Annotated in this window: 3 protein-coding genes; 2 read left to right on the top strand and 1 reads right to left on the bottom strand. The window is 44.5% G+C overall.

The window, feature by feature from the left end:
• The first annotated feature begins 52 nt into the window (after positions 1–52).
• Positions 53–1,957, top strand: coding sequence for a T9SS type A sorting domain-containing protein (locus AHMF7616_RS12215; RefSeq protein WP_115373138.1), 1,905 nt, complete (start codon positions 53–55; stop codon positions 1,955–1,957).
• A gap of 69 nt (positions 1,958–2,026) precedes the next feature.
• On the opposite strand, the gene AHMF7616_RS12210 is transcribed toward AHMF7616_RS12215, so the two are convergent.
• On the bottom strand, positions 2,027–3,391 hold the full coding sequence (locus AHMF7616_RS12210) for an NAD-dependent succinate-semialdehyde dehydrogenase (protein WP_199474201.1): 1,365 nt from the start codon (positions 3,389–3,391) through the stop codon (positions 2,027–2,029).
• 856 nt (positions 3,392–4,247) lie between these two features.
• Here AHMF7616_RS12210 and AHMF7616_RS12205 point away from each other — a divergent pair.
• Positions 4,248–20,513, top strand: a complete 16,266-nt coding sequence (locus tag AHMF7616_RS12205; RefSeq protein WP_233507514.1) for a malectin domain-containing carbohydrate-binding protein — start codon at positions 4,248–4,250, stop codon at positions 20,511–20,513.
• Positions 20,514–20,565: the final 52 nt, after the last annotated feature.

The following is a 20,565-nucleotide window of genomic DNA, read 5'->3' as shown; positions in this document are numbered from 1 at the left end:
AAATCTTTTGACCGCTCTTTTTAAATGCCTACTAATTAAACTTACATTTTTTATGAAATTAACTAGACTCACTTTTTTTAAGCATAAACTTAAAGCTAAAGTATTAGGAGTTTGTTTATTCTTATTTACTTCTATTCAGGTTGCTACGGTTTCAGCGCAAACCAACCCCATAATTTTTAGAGACGATTTTGATAGATCTGAATTGGGCAATGATTGGGGTCAGGCTGATGGCTGGTCTATTCAATCCGGCTATGCTTATAATGCTGTTGAAGGCAGTAACGGTGCTTTAATAACGTCTCGGAATTATTCCGCGACTTCGTATATCCTGGAAACCCCTGCTCGGGGATTTACTTCTAGTTACCAGCGCGAATTCCGGATTATTTTTGGGCAAAAAGACCAGACTCTAGGCAATGGCACCGACAGTGCTTACGTATTAAGTTACACGCCGTACGCGGGAGGCCAGTTAACATTATCAAAAGCTACCGATAACATTTTTTACCCGGAAGTTTTAGATGAGGTAAGCATTTACCCAGATTTAGAAACTAACCGGTGGTCTCGTTTTAAGATTGCCCGTTATAAAAGTGGTCTGATACAGGTTTACTTAGACCGGGGTAGAGGCTACCCCAGCGTACCTGTTTTGGAAGCCATCGATGACACGTACAAAACGCTTAGTTATTTTGGTTGGCAAATTGATACCCAAACCAGCCCCGAAGACTTTTTCGTGGATTGGATCGAAGTCCGGAAACCCGATATGGAAAAACCAGCCGAGCGGGAGAAGCCTATCCCGGATGATATAATAACGCAAGTAGCAGCGGCCAGTAACCGTTCTTACACGGTTGCCAAGTTACAAGTTGGTGAGAAGTCGTACGCCGATCAGCTTTATACCATTACGTCGGTACCGGATTATTTAAAAGGAGCTTCTTTTATCCAAACCGCGGCCGAAGACAGATTAGATACCAGCCGCACTTTTCTTACCATGTTTTTGAAGAAAAAAGCAGTTGTGGTTTATGTAGCTTATGATCCCAAAGCTACTAGTTTACCAGCATGGCTCAGCGACTGGAAAAAAACCGGTGACATTATTGAAACCAACGATCCGGCCAACAGCTATTTAAATGTTTACAGTAAATTAGTTGAAGATCCTTATATCTATCCAGAACCTTTTCAGATAGGTGGTAATATGGCCATTCCGGCAATGGGTGCTCGTTCCAATTATCTCATTGCTGCCGTAGAGGTACCAGCCCCCGCTAGGTACGAAGCCGAATATGCTACTTTAAAAGGAGCTCAGGTTGCTATTAATCATATGGGGTATAGCGGCGCTGGTTTTGTAGATTTTATCAATCCTTCCGGTGATTACATTGAATGGACGGTGAAAATTCAAACCCCTGGTTCATACAGCTTAGGATTAGTTTATTCGTTAGGTGTCGAGTCTAATCGAGCTTTGCATATTACTGTAGATGGAGTAGGCGTTGCCACGCATTCATTTACTCCCAGTGGCACTTGGGAATTGTGGTCGTTTTTTGGGGGCGCAAAGGTTTTTCTTACGCCGGGTACCCATTTAATCCGGGCAACTGCCATAGGACAAAGTGGTCCTAACGTGGATTATCTATCGCTTAGTTACCTCTCCGCGGCTCCGGAACCTTTACTTGCCAGAACTGGAACGGCGGGTGCTTTTGCTAACCATCAGGAAAAAGCAGTTAACTCCGTGAAAGAGCATATAGCCTATCCGAACCCTTTTGCCGACTTTACTACCATTTCGTATACGCTAGCCGAAGAGGTACCCGTAAAGTTGGCTCTTTATTCTTTACAAGGTCAGCAGTTAAAAGTATTAGTTGATGAGAAACAATCCGCTGGGGTACATGCCGTACCTTTAAATGGTTCTTCGTTAGCGAAAGGAGTGTATATCTACCGCTTACAAACAGGCAACCAAGTTAACTTTAGTAAAATTGTAAAACAGTAAGAAAGCTTGTTTTCAAAAAGCGGGATGGAGGTTGCTTTCATCCCGCTTTTTTATTTTTAAATTTAAAAATTACGCTACCCAAATGGTTTTTTGATTCACAAACTCGCGGATACCCACATAAGATAATTCCCGGCCATAACCCGATTTCTTGATACCACCAAAAGGTAGGGCGGGGTGCGATTGCACGATGCCGTTGATAAATACAGCCCCAGATTCAATTTGCCGGGCCAATCGCCGGGCTTCCGGTACGTTACTCGACCAGATGGACGCGCCTAAACCGTAGCGGCAATTGTTTGCTACCCGAATAGCTTCTGCAGCATCCTGCACGACAAAAATACAGGCAACTGGCCCAAATATTTCCTCATCGTGCGCAGGAGTGTCCGGCGGTATATCGGTTAGCATCATGGGGTGAAAATAGGCACTCTGGGGATCAGGTTGGCCACCTGCTAAAATTATTCGCGCTCCTTTAGCCACCGATTCATTCACCTGCTTTTGTACGCTAACGGCTAAATCCTGACGGGCAAGTGGTCCATAATCAGTGCTATCTTCCAGCGTGTTTCCAGTCTTTAACTGTTCCAGGTAGAACTTCATGCGATCAGTAAAAGGAGATGCAATGGCTTCGACCACAATAAAACGTTTCGCTGCAATGCAGCTTTGGCCGGTATTAATCATGCGGGCTTTAGCCGCCATTTTTGCGGTTTCTTCTACATCAGCATCGCTTAGTACTATAAACGCATCACTGCCACCTAACTCCAACACCGTTTTTTTAATTTGACTACCCGCTACGGCCGCTACGCTTGCTCCTGCTCCTTCGCTCCCCGTGAGGGTAATTGCTTTAATGCGGTCGTCTTTTATTAAATTTTCCACGGCGGCCGATTCGAGTAGGGTGCTGGTAAATACGCCTTCCGGAAAACCAGCTTTTCGAAATACATCTTCTATAGCCAAAGCGCATTGCGGAACATTAGAGGCATGTTTAAGCAAACCAACATTTCCGGCCATTAAGCTGGGGGCTGCAAACCGGAAAACTTGCCAAAAGGGAAAGTTCCAAGGCATAACGGCCAGAATAATTCCGAGTGGTTCGTAGGTAATGTAGCTAATAGAAGCATCCGAAGTGATTTCTTCGTTTTGTAAGTAGGTTTCCGCGTTTTCGGCATAGAAATCACAGCAAAGAGCGCATTTATTTATTTCGGCTTTAGCTTCTCGGATGGGTTTTCCCATCTCTAAAGTTATTATTTCGGCATAATACGAAACATTCTCCCGCAACTCTTGAGCTGCTTTCCGCATCAGCTCGGCCCGCTCTGTAAACAAGGTAGCTCGCCATTTTTCAAAAACATGGTCGGCATTTTTTAAAAGTGTCTCTAATTCCGCGGGTGAGTGTGGGTTAAAAGTTTTCAATACTTCCTTTGTAGCCGGATTAATCGATTGGATAGCCATAGAATAAGAAATAACACTATTGTTTATTGATGTAAACTTTACTCCAAATGCCTTGCTATGGTTCTATATAGTTTTAAAACCATTAAAAATTTAAAATACCAGAAAAGCTCGCCTAATAATTAAATTTAAAATAGAGTCAGTCCTGATTAAAGCATTATAAAAGGCATACTCAACATTTAAAAGAACGGGTAACTAATTACGGAAGCCAAAAAAAATAATATTAAATATTAATATATAACATTTGTTTAATATATAAACCTTTTATTATATTTACACAATCAACCAGAAATGGTATTTAGCCTTCATAATGTTTTACTTTTTTAGGTTAAAAGAATCAATTTTGTTTGATTATGAATTTTATTGCTATTAAAAACTGAGTATTTCTGAAAAATCGAATAAAGGTTTATGAAGTTTAAATTATTGATATAAACAAGTTTGATTAAAATTTTAAAAATTTTTTAAAAAATTAATATAAGTAAGTACAGTTTAGAAGTAAATCCATTCAGCATAAATCTACAATATAACAACCCAAGTAAAAAGTTATACAAAACGGTTGCCTAGTTGATTAAGACCTTTGCTGAGGGTTCTTTTAATAAATCAGCATTACTAAAATTTGAAAAATCATAGCTGTTTGGATTAATCAGCTATAAAGTCATATCCAAATTAATTAAAAAATAAATATATATAGATAATTAAATTATTAGTAACATTTTATTCCAACCCAATCATTAAAAAATCTACCCTAACCAACTTACATTACTTTTTAAATTAAATGGAGAAAAACCGCAAATCTCTTTTTGGTCCCCCGCGCGTATTTGCTCGGTCTTGGCCACTAATGACTATCCTGGGATTATTTTTGAGTTGGCAAGTTTATGCCCTCGAATATACCCGGGATATTAGTATTCTAGCCTGGAACATCCAGCAAGCTTTCACGAATAATAAATTGTGGAACTTAACGGTACCTTCCGCTGAGATTTTACCTGTTGCTTTAAAACAGGCAGAAAAAGATTCCAAGCTTCAGGTTAAGCCGGTCCGGAAACGGAGCAGGAACAACAATTTAATACCTTTATATGGTCAGGAAGCAGCACTGGCTAATGAAGTGGCTTTACCTTTTAACCTGACTTTTGATGGTACAGAAGGAGGCTTAGCCGATAAAACCGGGGTAGCTGGAACGGGATTTACAATGGTTGATCCTTATTCCGGCACCCGTAGTATTGCTGATGGTACGGCTACTGATCCTAGCCGGCCAAGTTATGAGCCTTCCAAGTTAACCGTTGCGGATGGCAAATTGAGTATTGTTTCCAATAAAGGGATTGCTTTTAATACCAACAATAATCAAATTAACGCTTTGGGAGTAGCTATCCCCGCAATGGGCAAGCTTACCTTAGAAACAACGCTGATTAATCCTTACAATGGGGCAAACTCAGAACAAGGAGGTTTGTGGTTCGGATTAAATGACAAAAATTATTTTAAATTGTCAATTACCGGAAACAAAATAGAAATGCGGCGGGAAGTCGCAGATGTTTCCAATACCGCAGCAAGCTCTGATTTAACGAACCCGGATTTGCGGGTGACTACTGTTATATCCGGATTAAACACGCAAACTGTTCGGCTCCGGATGGTTGTAGATTTACTGAATGGTAAATTAGAAGGTTTTTATTCTACGGATGGGGTCACCTATCTGAATGCAGGAGCGCGCTATACCACTACTACTAATCCTTCGTACATAAATATTGCCAGCATGGAGTTTGCCGGTAAGGCTACCTATGGTGGAATTTATAGTACTTACCGGAATGCAACCATTACTGCTCCTGCCGTTCCGCCTACTTTTACCTTCGATAATTTTTCTGTTAGCCGAGAAGCCATTCTGCTGCCGTTAGTAACTGCCCCCTACCGAATAAATGCTGGCGGTATCCAGCGCAGCGTTTCTGGCGATGTTTATAGTGCTGACACCTACTATGCCTTAATACCCGGTGAAGTTAGTGCTACTAACTACAGCATGACGGGTGTGTCCGTTCCGGAATTGTATTATGAGCGGCGTTTTGGTGTTAATATTGGATATAAAATTCCGATTGCCACAGGTAAATACATTGTAAAACTTCACATGGTGGAGAATTTTCATTCAGCCGCCAATAGTAGACTTTTTGACGTAGCCTTAGAAGGAAGTACAGTTCTTGATGATTTGGACTTGTACGTAGCTGGTGGCAATAAAAACAAAGTTGTTGTTACTCGGAGTTTTGATGTGGAGATTACGGATGACGCATTGAATATTGATTTTGCCGCTTCTAAGGATAAAGCAATAATCAACGCGATCGAAATTTTACCAGCAATAGTAAACACAGCGCCGGTATTTGCCAGTTCGAGCTACACTTTCAGTAAAGACGAGAATGCCAGCATTGGTACTGAGATTGGTACCGTATCAGCTACAGATGGGGAGAATAATACTTTAACCTACACCTTTACGGCCGGCAACGAAGCTGGTAAATTTGCTATTAACGCTGGTTCTGGACTTATTACCGTGGCTGGTGCGCTGGACTATGCTGTTGCATCTACTTACACCTTAACGGTTCAAGCAACGGATAATGGTAATCCGGTACAAGCAGCTACGGCGCAGGTAACTATTTCGGTGAATGATGTAGTACCAGCGAACAATGCGCCGGTAGTGGCGAATGTGATCAGCAGCAAAATAGCTACTGTTGGTACGGCTTTCACTTTTGAAGTGCCGGCTGCTACCTTCTCCGACTTAGATAATGATCCGCTAGCATTAACTGCAACACTGGCCAATGGGGATGCGTTGCCAACTTGGTTAAGCTTTAATGGTAGCATATTCAGCGGTACTCCCGAAAGTGCAGCAAATTATGCTATTAAAGTAACAGCCAACGACGGAAATGCTTCGATAAGTACCGTCTTTAATTTATCTGTAGAGGCAGCTGCTCCAATAAACCAGGCACCCGTATTTGCCAGTTCTGCTTATACTTTCAATCAAGATAAAAGTGCTCCAGTAAATGCCATTATTGGTAGTGTTAAAGCTACCGATGCGGTGGATCAAACCATTGTATACAGTATTAACGCTGGCAATGAGGCCGCTAAATTTGCGATTGATGCTGTTTCAGGAGAAATAAAACTTATCGCTGGTTTACAGGATGCTTCTACTACTGCCTACAATTTAACGGTACAAGCTATTGATAATGGTTCGCCTATTCTTTCTGCAACTACGCAGGTTACCATTAATATAACCGAGCAAGTGCCTGGTAATACTGTACCAGTGGTAGCAAACCTTATTAGCAACAAAACCGGTATTGTAGGTACGGCTTTTTCTTTTAAAGTACCCGCTAACACCTTTACTGATTCAAACAATGATGCACTAACACTAACTGCGACATTAACTAATGGCAATCCCTTACCAACCTGGTTAAACTTTGACGGAAGCAATTTTAGCGGTATTCCCGAAAGCGCAACTACTTATTCTATTAAAGTTACTGCGAATGATGGTCAAGCATCTGTTACTACTGAATTCAATCTAACGGTAGAAGCTGTAGTTCCTGTTAATCAAACTCCGGTTTTTGCCAGTTCTGCTTATAGCTTCAGTAAAGATGAGAATGCCAGTGTTGGGGTAGAGATCGGCACAGTTTCGGCTACCGATGCCGAAAATAATGCTATAGCTTACAGCATTACGGCCGGCAATGAAGCTGGTAAATTTGCCATTAACCCGGGTTCAGGCGTGATTACTTTGGTTAGTGCTTTAGACTATGCCGTGGCATCATCCTATACCTTAACCGTACAAGCTACTGACAACGGTACTCCGGTGCAATCTGCTACAACCCAGGTTAGTATTTCGGTGAACGACTTGGTACCCGCTAATACGGTTCCGGTGGTTGCCCATGTGATTAGCGCCAAAACAATTACTGTAGGTTCAGCTTTCTCGTTTGAAATACCTGCCACTGCTTTCTCAGATGCGGATAATGATCCTTTAACTTTAACCGCTACTTTAGCTAATGGTAGTGCCCTGCCTACCTGGTTAAACTTTAATGGTAGCTTATTCAGCGGTACACCCGTAAGTGCCTCCAATTATTCTATTAAACTAATTGCCAGCGACGGTAAAGCTTCCGTAAGTACTGTTTTTAACTTATCCATAGAAGCGACTCCGGTAGCTGGATGTCCACCTAACAGTACCTTACCTTGTAATCAACTTGCCGTTGTTTTGCCATTTAGTATAACTTTTAACGGTGCAGAAGGTGGCTTGGTTGATAAAGACGGTAAAGGAACCGGATTTACGATGGCCGATGCTTTCACTGGCACCCGGGTAATTGCTGATGGGGTGGCTTCTTCCGAAATCAGAGGATATGAACCTTCAAAATTATCTATAGCTAATGGTAAATTAGCTATTGCTACCAACAAAGGTATTTCTATTGTAGGCAACAACAATCAGATTAATGGCTTAGGTGTTGAATTTAGTACTGGCACTAACCATTTTATGATCGAAACTACCCTTGTTAATCCTTTCCGGGGCAGTAACGATGAGCAAGGTGGTTTATGGTACGGGTTAAATGATAAATCCTTTGTAAGGTTGGCTATCAATAACAACCGGGTTGTATTACGGAAGGAATTAAATGATCAATCACCTATAACTGCAGACCTTACTGATCCTAGTCGTCGTAATACTTCGGCCATCAGTAATCTGGATAAAGAAATTGTACGTTTACGTTTAGTTGTAGATCCTACAGCAAATACAGTTGAAGGATTTTATTCAGTAAACGGAACAACCTACATAAATGTGGGCGAAGGTTATCCAGAAAAAGGCCTAAGCATTGCAGGAATGGGGCTTACCGGAAACAAAGTGTATGCTGGCATTTTTGGCACACTACGTAACGGAACTAGTCCGGTAACTTATAACTTTGAAAATTTTAGCATTGCTCCTCAAACTACTCCGACCAATGAGGCTCCGGTAGTAGCCACAGTTATTAGCGATAAAACGACAACCACTGGCTCGATTTTTAATTTTGCAGTGCCTGCTAATACTTTCTCCGATGCTGATAATAATCCGTTGACTTTAATCGCAACTTTAACGAATGGCAATGTTTTGCCTGCCTGGTTATCTTTTAACGCTACTACAAATACGTTTAATGGTACCCCGGTAAGTACAGCAATTTATCCGATTAAGGTTACTGCCTCAGATGGCCAGGCAACCGTGAGTACCGAATTTACGCTTACGGTACAAGCGGCCAACGAAGCGCCTAGAGTGGTGTCAGCTCCAGAAACCCAAACGATCACGGCTGGCCAGCCTTTCTCCTTTCTTACCGGCTCTTTCTCAGATCCGAATGCAGGAGATGTGTTGACGTATAGCGCTTCACTAGCTAACAACAGCGATTTGCCTACTTGGTTACAGTTTGATGCCAATACCCAGACTTTTAGTGGCACAGCTCCGGTTATTGCCACAAGTATCGTGGTACGCATTACGGCTACTGATAAAGCTCTGGCTGCTGCTAATGCTTCTTTCACTATTAATGTTGAAGCTGCCCCCGTGGTGGTCCCTTGTTCACCTATAAGCACTTTACCTTGCGAGCAAATTAATGTGCCTTTACCGTTTGTACTCAACTTTGATGGTACGGAAGGTGGTTTGATCGACAAAAATAGCGCTCAAACAGGCTTTACTATGGTAGAAGCATATTCGGGTACCCGCCTGGCAGTTGATGGAACCTCATCTACCGCTGTAACCGGTTATGAACCATCTCGGTTAACAGTAGCTAATGGTAGGTTGAGCGTTCAAACTAACAAAGGTATCTCCTTCCTGGCTAACAATAACCAGGTCAATACTTTAGGAGTGGGAGTTCTGGCTAATGGTAAACTTACCCTGGAAACAACGATCGTTAATCCTTTTAATGGATCAAACTCTGAACAAGCAGGTTTATGGTTAGGTTTAAACGATAAAACATTTGTAAAACTGGATGTTTCAGGTAATAAGATTGAAATGCGTCGGGAATTAAATGATGTTTCTTCTACCGATGCCACCAACAATGGTTTAAACAACCCCGATCAACGAATTTTATTAACGGCAATTTCTGGGTTGAACAGCCAAACAGTACGCCTACGTTTAGTAGTTGACTTGGTAAACAATAAATTAGAAGGTTTCTACTCTACCGATGGTATTACCTATTTAAATGTTGGAGCCCGATATGCTACACCTTCTTTGGACATTGCTAATTTAACTTTGGCCGGAAAAGTAGCGTACGCTGGTATTTTTGCTACGTACCGGAATGCCGCCAACCCGGTAACCTTCACCTTCGAAAATTTTGCTTTAACAAAGGAGAATGCAACTGGTAAAATGTTGGCTTTTGCGCCAAATGCTCTTGATTTTACAGCGATACAAGGTCAGGCTGTTGCCACTAAACTCGCGGTTTTAGCCGCCAGTGAAGGATCACCTGCTGTTACTTTTACCAGTACACCGGCTAGCTGGCTCACCTTACCAGCTGCTACTTTAGGTAATGTGGCCTTTGGTGCCAATAATTTTAGTTCGACTTTAGCTCCTGGTATTTACGAAGCCACTGTTACGGCTACGGCCCAAGGATATGAGCCAGCAACCTTGTTAATTAATTTAACTATTAATTCGCCAGTTGCAGCGCAGGAAATCAAAGTAAACTTCCAGGATCCGGTAACGGTACCACCCACTGGTTGGATAAAAGATTACGGGCAACCATTTGGTTTAAAAACCGGCACTAATCAAGGAACTAACTTAGAATATGGTTGGAGAAGACGTTCCGATGGTTCTTTGTTGGATTTATCCGTGGGAGGTACTACGCCGGGCAATGGTCGTAAACGTACCACTCCAGCCGATGTGTTGCAGGCTACCCTAATGCATATGCAGGCAAATACCATTGATGGTACTTTTAATGGTACCAAAATCGAAGGCTATTGGGAAATTAAAGTGCCAAATGGTTCGTACGACGTTACTGTTTCTGCCGGCGATTCTGATCCGGGAACCGTACCGGAAAGTCATACCTTAAACGTAGAAGGCGTAAATGCATTCTCGAACTTTGTGCCTACTGGAACAGCCGGAACAGCTACTCGTTTTAAATCGGCTAAAGTACGGGTAACCGTAGCCGATGGGTTCCTAACCATTAACGCAGATGGCGGTATTAACACCAAAATCAACTCGGCACTTATTACACCAATTAGTGTAGCACCTTACCTGATCTGGTCGGCTAGTGACCACAGCCTGGTAATTGAAAGAGGAACTACCGAGACAAATAAAACCTTCTCGCTGGATTTAGGCAACTCTGCTGATCTGGATAATTTACCAATTGCTTTAACTGCTACTTATGGGGCCGGAGCAACTAATTGGTTAAGCTTTGATGCCACGCACAACAGCAGTGAACCAAACGTAACTTTTGATTATACTACTGCTAAAGCTTTAGCGGTAGGCACTTACACTGCTACTATTACGGCGGCTGCTACAGGTTATACTCCGGCCAGTACTTTAATTCAAATTACAGTATTAGCTCCCGGCAGTAACCAGCCCTATGTAATATCTTCTACTCCCGCCAACGGAGCTGTTAATGTTAGTGTAAATACCTCCAGCATTGCTGCAAATAGCCTTTACGTACCAGAGGTAGCTGGTTTTAAAGGTGGGGTTGATAATTCTACGCTGACCGTAAATACCGTAAAAGTTTTAAAAATAAGCGGTACTACTACCACAGAAATTCAAGGAGTGGTACAAGGAACTGGCGGTGGTGATGCTATTAGTTTCTCACCGGCGTTTGCTCTGGAACCTAATACCAAGTACCGGTTTGTTATCACCAACCAAGTTAAATCGCACAGCGGTGCGGCCTTCTTGCCATACGAAGCTACGTTTACTACCGGTGGTACTACTGCCGGAACACCAAACCCGGTTGCGGCTGAGTTTGCACCAAAGCAGGTTATCCCGGGAACAGTGGGTAAGAAATACACCTGCTTAACTTTTGGGCCAGATGGTAAATTCTATGCCTTACGTTTAGATGGAGTAATCGAACGCTTTAACATAGACCGGACAACCGGTATGCTGTCCGGAGTGGTAGAAATTAAATCCTTAACTAACAAATACGGCTTGCGTTCTTCAGTAGGTTTAACTTTTGCTCCTAATGCCACGGCTACTAACCTGATTGCTTATGTATCGCATTGCAGTGCTGGTCTTACCAATGCACCTGAGTTTGATGGGAACATATCCCGGCTTAGTGGCCCGGACTTAGCCACAGAAGAACTAATACTGACCAAGTTGCCGCGTTCTAAAGCAGATCACCTGGTAAACAGTATAGCTTTTGGACCAGACGGTGCCTTGTATTTCAATCAAGGAAGTTTGAGTTCTATGGGTAGCTACGACGGTACTTGGCAACGCGATGAAAGTTTATTAGCCGCTACCGTGTTACGTTTGGATTTAAGTAAGCTTTCTGGACTAACATTGCCATTAGATGTTCGGACTACAGCCAACCAGGCTTTAATTAACAATGCACCTACGGATAATATTCGTTTATCTGACGGCACATATAACCCATATGCCACTAACTCGCCTTTAACTATTTATGCTTCAGGTGTCCGGAATGCCGTTGATTTGGTATGGCATTCAAACGGTCAGTTATATGTACCTGCCAATGGTTCGGCTGCCGGCGGAAATTCTCCTGCTTCTATAGCAGGCACTCGCCGGCCAAATGGAACCTTCTATAACGGACCAGTAGTACCTGCCACCACCGGCGTGAAAGTACAGAACGATTGGTTATTCCGGATTAATCCGTTAAAACCAGTAGGCTACTATGGTCATCCAAACCCGCTTCGGGGTGAGTATGTTGCAAATCGGGGATATTTAGATAATCCGAAGTATGCAACTACGCAAGGACCGGATGCGAATTACCGGGGCGCCGCTTACAATTTTGAACTAAACAAATCGCCAAACGGAGCCATTGAGTATAAGAGTAACGCTTTTGGCGGTGCTTTAAAAGGTAGAATCCTCGTTTGCCGCTTTAGTGGTGGAAGTGACATTATTGTGTTAGAACCAGGTTCAATGGCAAAAGATCCAGCTGTAAACTCAGCCGATAGTGATGACAAAATTTACGACATTATTGGAGCTCAAACGGGTTCTGGTACAAATGGAATTACAGGACTTTCCGGATTTACTAACCCCTTGGATATAACCGAAGACGTAGAAACTGGTAACTTGTACGTAATTGAATATAACTGGAATAACACCGCTGGTAAAACCGCCCAGATTGTATTACTGAAAGCAACAGCTCCATCCGCGCAAGTTGGTATTGCAAGTGTGAGCCCAAGCGAAATAGTGGACAATGATGTAGTTGGCGGCTCGGCTGGTAAAAACCATACCATTACAATTGCCAATACAGGTAATAGTAACTTAACAGTAACAGGCATTACCCTTGATGGTGTAGATAAAGCTCAGTTCCAGGTGGTAGGAGCACCTACACCAAGTGTTGCTGCTCCAGTTACTGTAGCTCGGGGTAGTGCTATTACCTTTAACGTAGCATTTAATCCTACTACTACCGGAGTAAAAACAGCTAGCTTATTAGTAAGCAGCACCAACAATCCGGTAAAAGAAGTAAAACTGAACGGTTTAGGGACCATTGGCTTGTCGGGCACAAATGAACCTTCGCTACAAGCTGTTCTGGACGTACACGGCATTAATGTGAACGTTGGCGATGATAATAGATCTACAAATATCATCCATAGCACTAATTTTAAAGCCGCTCTTTTAGGAGAAGAAGTATCTATTCAGGCCTTCCAACGGGCTACTGATGGTTTAGTGCTCATTGAGCCTCTATCGGTATTTGGTCCGCAGGATCCATCTGGTATTGTTACTGCCTTTGGCTGGTATACTACCGGAAATGCCAATGATAAAAATGAGTTGTTCACAGTGGATAATAGTAATTATCAAACCGTAGATGTGCAAACAGCCGGGTCGCTTTCTTTTGACCCAGGTATTACGTCGTTTGGTTTCTACTCGCGTTGGCCGTTCTTTGCGAACCGTCATTTATACAGCGAAGATGCCCTGAATAACTTTACTGGCGCCGTACCGCATCATGTTCGGGTATATCCGTTAAAAGATGCCGAAGGAACCGTAATAGAAAACTCTTATGTAATTGCTACGGAAGAACATATCAGTGGCTACGACTACCAGGACATTGCCGTGATTGTCCGGAATGTGAAACCTTTCGGCCAAGTGGTAGCCAAACAATTAACCTTTGCCAGTCCTTCTTTGGCATTCGCTTTTACTCCCGGCACTACTACGGCTCCGCAGACGGTAATTCTTTCGGCCAGCACCGGAACTCCGGCCTTAACTATCACGAAATCGGCAAGCAGCAACTGGCTAACCTTGCCAACGGCTGCGCTTGGTTCCTTAACATTTAGTATCAACGAAGCCGGTTTATTACCAGGCACCTATAATGCTACTGTTACGGTATCAGCCGATGGTTACACCAGCGCCACGCTGCCGGTAAGTCTTACCGTAAATAATCCGGTATCGGCTGCTACCATTGCTGCCAGCAGCGAAGAGCTAGTGTTTGATGGTCTTAAAAATACCACAGTTACCAAACGTCTGACCATAACCAATACTGGTACCAGTGCCTTAAATTTAGGTAACCTTGCCATAAGTGGAGCAAATGCTTCCAACTTTAGTGTACAGGCAATAACCGTGGAAGGAGAACCAATTGGTAATTCTTTAGCGCCAGAGGAAACAAAAACTTTGCAGGTAACTTTTGCTCCTGGCAATTTAAGTGTTGTGAGTACTTTTAATGCTGCATTAACCATCAACAGCAACGCTGTAAATACACCGGCGCTTTCAGTTGGTTTATATGCTATGTCCTTAAACGCGTATGAAGGCAATAACGAGCCACCGTTGCAAACCGTGGTTAATACCTTAGGTTATAACATTAATGTAGGATGGACTGGTTTAGCCGGCGGCATTCAATCCACGCTGAAGGGAGAAGAAGTGGCGGTACAATTTTTTGAAAAAGCCGGCGATGGGGCGGTAACAATTACACCGGTTGCCCGCTATTCACCGAATCAAGAGTTACCATTCGGGTATTATACTAAAACTAATAACACCCCGGTACGCTCCTCCGTGGGAACTCTTTCGGGAGTGTTTGGCCAGCATAATGCTTTATACCCGCAGATTGTAGCTGGCTCCGACCAATTTAATCCTGCAACCGCTGCGTTTGGTATTTACGTAGTGGGCTTAGAAAACCGGATATCTTATACCGAAGACTTGTTGAACGCCGGTGCGCCAGCAGTACACGCGGTTCGGACATACCCGTTGAAAAACCGGAAGGGCGAACTGGTACCGAACAGCTACCTGGTCTGCTTCGAGGATGCTTCTAACGGCGATTATCAGGATTACATGTTTGTATTAAGAAACGTGGTGGCCGCCGGAACGCGTAAAACTTTAGCTTTTAACACTAGCACGCTTAATTATACCGCCCCGGTAAATGGCACTGCAGCAGCTAAAACAATAACCCTGGAAGCTTTAAATGGCACACCAACTGTAATTACCTTAACAAAATCAGCTAACAGCAATTGGCTGATTTTACCAACTGCGGCGGTAGGTAACTTATCATTTGGCATCAACACTGCTGGCTTAACGGCTGGAGTATATACCACTACGGTAACGGCTAGTGCCAGTGGCTTTACTAATTCTGTAATGACGGTTAACCTGCGCATAGGCGATGCCAGTGCCAATGCAATTAAAATTAACTTCCAGGTAGCTACTACTGCTACGGCAACTACTCCGGCTGGTTATGCCGTAGATGCCGGTTTGCTTTACAACGATACCCGGGGTTATGGCTGGATAAATCCAACAACCAAAGAACCCAAGGATCACACCGCCAGTATGCGCGAACGGACTTCCGCTAATGCCGATCTGCGGTTAAAAACCTTGGCCTTAATGCAAGGAACAGCGCCGCAAACTCCGGGTGCCTGGGAATTAAAAGTAACTAATGGTCAATACAACGTAACGGTTGGGGCTGGTGATAATGATTTCTTTGATAGTAATCACCGGATTAACGTGGAAGGTGTAACGGCTATTAACAACTTTGTGCCAACGGCGCAAGTGCCGCATCAGATTGTTACGACCACGGTTACGGTTACGGATGGCAAACTAACCATTGACGCTAATGGCGGTACCAACACGAAGATCACCTTTGTAATTGTGGATCCGGCTACGGCAGAGAGTGACTTCTTGCCACCAATGGCTACCGTGCAGTTAAAAGGCACTTTACAAGCAACGGGTGTGTACCGCAATCAGGTAATTGCTACGGTAAACGCTACGGATGCTGGTGGATCAAATCTGGCGCAAGTGCAGTACAGCCTGAACAACGAACCGTATAAGGAATACTATGCCCCAATATTAGTAAATACGCCGGGCAGCTATACCTTACGAGGTAAGGCAATTGATGGCAACAAAAATGAAACTATCACCAATGCCATTACTTTTACCGTTGTGCAGCCAGAGCCTAGCAATGCTAATATGTTAGTGGAGAATCTGGATAAATTCCCGGCCAACGACCGGTTGGTAGCTTCCCTGATTCAAACGCCATGGCGGCGAGAAAATGAGGACGGTACTTTTACTCCTTTTAACCGCAATCACGACGTTGTTAAAATGCGGATTAGCAATAAAGGAACCGGTGCCTTAACCATTAACGGCTTAACGCTTTCTAACCCTACCGGCTGGAAAGTAGCAAAAGTAAATAATGTAGATTATGACCCCATTACGGCTGCTCCAATCACGGTAAATGCAGGTAGTTCGGTAGAAGTAAGTGTGCAGTTTATCGCGCAGTTTACTTCCGGAAGAATCCGGATTCTGAACGATACCTTGCAAATTGCAACCAACGACGATTTATCTCCGAAAAAGAAAATTGTACTGCATGGTATGTGGCAAGCCCGCGGGGAAGGTAGTAATGAACCCCATGCACAGGAAATAATCCGGGCATTCGGCTTTAAATCTACCGTAGGCTTTAACACCAACGACGGCACGAACACCGGTAACACTTTGGTATTGAACACCGATGAAATACTTTCTTCGTTCTTTACCCGGGCCGATGCCAGCAAGCCGGTTTATGTAGTGCAGATGGGTGCTTACCATGGCTGCTGCGCCGCTACCGAATCCTTCCAGTACTACACGAAAGGTTCTACCAGCAATGCAACCGTGTTTACCCATCATCCACTGGACGGCCAATCGTTGCTGCCTTTACGGAATGGCACTGCCGGCACCATTGCCGAAGGTAATTTTAACCCAACCGGTAGCTTTGGATTTAAAATTAGTGGCTCTTACTCCGACCGGACCCGTAACTCCGAAGGCAAAATAGGTATGCGGGTTTGGAAAGCCATTGACGCCAACGGAAACATAATTCCGAACGCGTACATCATTGGCCACGATTACATTGGTAACCCCGACGTAACCAATTACGACTACCAGGATAATGTTTTCTACGTGAGTAACATTAAACCCGAAACCGGTTCATTGAATTACTCCGAACTGGCGGCAACTCCTTCGGCGGTTGATTTTGGTTCGCGGCAAATTGGCGCGGCTTTAACCCGCACCGTAGAACTGAAAAACCTGGGACAAACGTATGCCAATGGTACCACCGATCCGGTTGTTACTATTAAGAGTGTAGAAATAGTGGGGGCCAACCTGAATGAGTTTGCCGTAGCTGCTCCGGCAGTAACAACGCTAGCTCCGCAGGCTACCACTAACCTTACGGTTACTTTCCGGTCGAACAGCCAGGGAATTAAAAATGCTGCCCTGTTGGTGCATTACAACAATGGCTTATCACCACTCCGGATTCCGCTGTACGGCATTGCCGATGATAATTGCAACCTGATTACCGCTGTAAAACGCATTAAAGGCGGCGCGGACGCAAACGTAACCATAAACGGTAAAGTATGGGAAGCAGACCGTACTTACCGCGCCGGATCAGTGCAACTAGACCGGCCAGCTGTTACCCCAATTGCCGGCACCGATGAAGATGCGCTGTATCAGACTTACTTGTCAGCGGCCGCTGATTTAGGCGAAACCCGCTACTCGGTACCTTTAGCAAATGGTAATTACATGGTACGCATGCACTTTGTAGAAAACTTCTTTACGGCAGAAGGATCCCGCGTATTCGGTATTAAACTGGAAAATCAAACCCGGCAGTCAAACCTGGATATCTTCCGGGAGGCTGGTTATAAAGCAGCCCTGGTGAAAGATTTTGTGGTAAATATAACCGATGGCAAACTCGACGTGACCTTTAATCCGAGTGTGAACCGGGTAGCTCTAGCGGGTATGGAAGTATTTGCGGCCTCAGCCAATCCAAACGCAGTTACGCTGACGCAGCAAACAGTAGTAGGTGCGGAATGCGGAGTAGCTAACGGATCCATTACCTTCGGAGTAAGCAACTCTACAGTTGGTTCTTACTTGTACAAATTAGGACCAAACGGTACTTACCAAACTTCGCCGGTATTTACTAATTTAACCGCCGGTTCGTTTACTTTCTACGTGAAAGAAAATGTAAGCAATGGTTGCGAAACTGCGAAAGTATTTACCATTCCGGAGCGTAACAATTTGGCCTTTATCGTAAATGCACCGGTTATGACGTGTACGGCCGCCTCGGGCACCGCTACCGTAAGTAACATTACCGGTGGAACTGGTAACTACACCATAACCTGGAGTACTACCCCAGCTCAAACCGGCGCTACGGCTACTAATTTGCAACCGGGCGTTTACACGGTAACTGTGTTGGATGTTTCGGGATGCAGCAGAACGCAGCAAGTAACGGTAACCCGCGAACAAAACTGCCCAGTGGCCAGCGGCATCCGGATAAATGCGGCAGGAGGTGCCTTCCTGGCATCTAACAACCGCCAGTTTATTGCCGATCAGTATTTTGGAGGTACCAACACTGTATCTTCTATTGCCAGCGGCGATATTTTGAACACTACCGATGATGAACTGTATCGCAATGAGCGGTCAGCCGCCGCCTTTACCTACAGCATTCCGGTAACCAACGGACCAGTAAACGTAGTGTTACACTTTGCCGAGATCTGGTTTACGGGTGCAGCGGGTCGCGGCCCGGCCGGAAATGGTAACCGGATGTTTAACGTGGATGTGGAAGGCAGCCGCAAGCTGACCAACTACGACATCTTCGCCAAAGCAGGTGGTGGTATGCGCGCGGTACAGGAAACTATTCCGGTAACCGTTACGGATGGAATATTGAATATTAACTTCACGACGGGAACGGCGAATCAGCCAACAATCTCGGCCATTGAAGTATTATCGGTAACCCCAACCAACGTAGCCCCGGTATTAGCCGCCATTGGCAACAAAACGGTAAACGTAAACCAAGCCTTGACTTTCACGGCTACCGCTACCGACGCCAATGCGAACCAAACACGAGCATTCTCTTTAGTAGGTCAACCTACCGGAGCCACCATCAACGCTTCCACGGGCGCCTTCACCTGGACACCAGCTACAGCCGGAACGTATACCTTTACGGTACGGGTAACCGACAATGGAACACCCGCCATGATGGACGACGAGCAAATTACCGTAACGGTAAACAACGTGGTAGCCGGAAATGGTATTCGGATCAACGCGGGCGGAGCGGCTTATTTAGCTACGAACAACCGCCAGTTTATTGCTGATCAGTACTTCGGGGGTACCGCCGGTACTTCATCCATAGCTAGTGGAGATATTTTGAACACAACGGATGATGTATTATATCGTACGGAACGTTCATCGGCCGCCTTTACCTACAGCATTCCGGTACAAAATGGCCAGGTAAATGTGGTACTACACTTTGCGGAAATCTGGTTCGGCGTTTCGGGCCGGGGAGCGGGTGGAGTAGGAAGCCGACAGTTTAACGTAGACGTGGAAGGCAGTCGTAAACTTACCAATTACGATGTGTTTGCTAAAGCTGGTGGTTCGTTACGGGCTATTCAGGAAACCATTCCGGTAACTATCACCGACGGAGTGTTGAATATTAACTTTACTTCAGGAGCGGCCAACTTACCTAAAGTTTCGGCTATTGAAGTACTGCCAATTACAACAACCAACGTAGCTCCGGTATTAGCCGCCATTGGCAACAAAACGGTAAACGTAAACCAAGCCTTGACTTTCACGGCTACCGCTACCGACGCCAATGCGAACCAAACACGAGCATTCTCTTTAGTAGGTCAACCTACCGGAGCCACCATCAACGCTTCCACGGGCGCCTTCACCTGGACACCAGCTACAGCCGGAACGTATACCTTTACGGTTCGGGTAACCGATAATGGAACACCCGCCATGATGGATGACGAGCAAATTACGGTAACGGTAAACAACGTGGTAGCCGCTAACGCTATTCGCATCAATGCCGGTGGTACCGCCTATTTAGCTTCCGGAAACCGTCAGTTTATTGCTGACCAGTATTTTGGGGGCATGAACCGGACCTTCTCCATTGCCAGCGGCGATATTTTAAATACCACCGATGACGTGATGTACCGCAATGAGCGTTCTGCGGCTTCGTTTAACTACAACATACCGGTAAGCAACGGCACCTATAATGTGATGCTGCACTTTGTGGAAATTTATCACACTGCCGCTGGTCGCCGCCAATTTAACGTAGATGTAGAAGGCAGCCGCAAGTTTACTAACTACGATGTATATGCGAAAGCCGGTGGTGGCATGCGTTTAGTTCAGGAAACCATTCCGGTAACTATCACCGACGGGGTTTTGAATATCAACTTTATGAGTGGTTCCGTCGATATGCCAACCATATCAGCCATTGAAGTACTGCCACAAACTACCACCCGATTGGCAACTACGGTGGCCGGATCTGTTCGGGAAAGTGGTGTTGGTGAACTTGTTACTTCTGTGCTAACGGTATATCCAAACCCAAATCCGGGAGATCAGACCAATGTGGAAGGAAGCAATTTTATGGCGAATGAAGAAGTAACCATTCTGTTGTACGATGCCCAGGGTAGTGTAATTCAAAAAGAGAAAGCAACGACTAATGCCGACGGTGATTTAAGAACCAACCTGGTGTTTACGAAACGCTTAAGCTCCGGAGTTTACATGATCACGGCAATTTCCAGATCAAATAAAGTAAGTACCCGACTTGTTGTCCGGTAATAATTTTAAAAAATTAGAAAAAGGGCTACCATTGGTAGCCCTTTTTTTTGAT

This window comes from Adhaeribacter pallidiroseus (genome assembly GCF_003340495.1).
GTDB lineage: Bacteria > Bacteroidota > Bacteroidia > Cytophagales > Hymenobacteraceae > Adhaeribacter > Adhaeribacter pallidiroseus.
Note: the sequence above shows the minus strand (reverse complement) of the source record. Positions and strands in the feature narration are given on the sequence as shown.

Coding starts and splice junctions, on each gene's coding strand:
- AHMF7616_RS12215 (WP_115373138.1), top strand. CDS start 53: ATGAAATTAACTAGACTCACTTTTTTTAAGCATAAACTTAAAGCTAAA.
- AHMF7616_RS12210 (WP_199474201.1), bottom strand. CDS start 3,391: ATGGCTATCCAATCGATTAATCCGGCTACAAAGGAAGTATTGAAAACT.